This window comes from Actinoalloteichus spitiensis RMV-1378, assembly GCF_000239155.1.
GTDB classification, from domain to species: Bacteria; Actinomycetota; Actinomycetes; order Mycobacteriales; family Pseudonocardiaceae; genus Actinoalloteichus_B; species Actinoalloteichus_B spitiensis.
This window is the reverse complement of the sequence record NZ_AGVX02000320.1, coordinates 1-1825: the sequence shown is the minus strand read 5'-3', so window position 1 is coordinate 1825 and position 1825 is coordinate 1. Positions and strand designations below refer to the sequence as shown.

General features: G+C 71.6%; 1 protein-coding gene. It reads right to left on the bottom strand.

The window, feature by feature from the left end:
• Nucleotides 1–62 precede the first annotated feature (62 nt).
• On the bottom strand, nucleotides 63–1825 hold a 1763-nt coding region (locus ACTIDRAF_RS0214700), incomplete at its 5' end, for a bifunctional metallophosphatase/5'-nucleotidase (protein WP_016699495.1).

Here is a 1825-nt window from a genome sequence, read left to right as displayed (position 1 = left end):
GGGAAACGTGACCGGCCCGCCGGTCACGTTTCCCGGCCGCCCGCACGGCGGCCGGATGACGGTCAGCTCACCGCAGTGATGCGCCCCTCGCCGCCGACGGGGTACCGCTCGGCGGAGACCGTGCCGCCCAGGCCCTCCCGCAGGTAACCGCTGAGGGCCTGCTGGTCGGTGCGGCCGACGACCGTGAAGTCCAGCCCCACGAACGGGTAGCCGTCGCCGCCCCGGGCGGAGAAGTCGTTCACCGCCACCGACACCGCCGGCCCGTCCACGACCTCCCCGTCGGCCACCAGCACCGTCCCGTCATCGAGGACGACGTCCCGAACCCGCTCCCCCGGTGTCAGGATCTCCCCGGTGTTCGCCTCGACCACCTGCGCGGTCCGCTCCACGTCGTAGGTGAAGCGCATCCCCGACACCTGCATGAACTGGCCCGCCTGCCCCGGCAGCGCCGCCACGCCCCGCTCCAGCAGCTGCCGCAGCCGGTCCCGGGGCACCTCGGGCACCACGGACACGAAGTTGCCGAACGGCGAGATCTCGAACGTGTTCAGCTCGCTGAGGGGACCAGCCGGGAGCACCGTGCCGTTGCGGATGCCGCCCCCGTTCTGGATGGCGACCTCGGGCACCGGGACGTCGTACTCGTCGGCCTGCTCCGCCGCCTGCCAGCGCACGGCGTCCGCGAGCAGGTTGCCCAGGTTCGTCTCCCGCGACCGGACGTTCTCCCGGACCCCGTCGAGCGGGACCTCGCTCGTCGCGACGACCGTCTCCGCCATGCTCTCCAGGTAGCCCAGCACCGGCTCCTCGACGTGCCGCCGCACCCACGGGTCCGGCTCCACCGCGTCCTCGCCGACACCGGCGACCCGCACCGGCCCGGTCTTGTCCTCGTCCCACCCGAGCAGGTCACCGGCGCGATCGAAGTGCAGCACGATCCGACCGATGTACTTGTAGTCGCCCGTGGTCGTCACGACCGGCACGACCCGGCCGTCGCTGTCCTTCTCCACCAGGGGGAACTCCCGTTCCGCCACGTCCCCCGGCACCAGCGCGTCGCCGTCGTTGGCGAGGATCTCACCGCCCCCGGCCCCGACCACGACGTCGACCCCCGAGAGCTCCGGAACGAGCGCCAACTCGTTGTCGATGTCCTGGAGGTGCGAGACCAGGACGACCTTCGTCACCCCCCGCTCCGCGAAACCCTCGGCCAGGCCGTTGGTGATCTCCGCCAGTTCCGGCAGCACCCGCACGCCGCGCGGGCTGGAGAGCGCCGGCAGGTCCGGGGTGGTGAGCCCGATGATGCCGATCTGCTCACCCGCCTTGCGGAACACCCGGGTGGAGACGATCGTGCCGTCCTCGGTGTAGGCGTTCAACGAGGGCTCGGCGGTGAAGTCGAGGTTCGAACTGACGAAGTCGAGCGTGCCGTCGAAGCCGGCGATGAAGTCGGCGAGCACCTCGGGACCGAAGTCGAACTCGTGGTTGCCGATGATGGAGGCGTCGTAGTCCATCGCCTTCATCGCCAACGAGTCGTAGTACGGCGCGCCCTTGTCGATGCTCGCCGCGAACTCGGGTCCGGGCAGGAAGTTGTCCCCGCCGGACAGCAGCAGCGAGGCCCGGCGGGGAGCTCCGGTGCGGTCGGTCGCCGCCTCCGCGCGGAGTTGGTCGACGAGCGTCTTCGCTCGCGCGACACCGCCGAAGCTGCGCTCCTCCTCGGGGCTGATCTGGCCGTCGCCGTCGATGTCCGCGTCCACGCCGAGCAGGGCGGACTCGCCGTCGTTGGTGAACAGGAGGGTGAGGGTGAAGCCGTCACGGGGCACGGCGGCCGCCGCGGCGGCGACCGTCT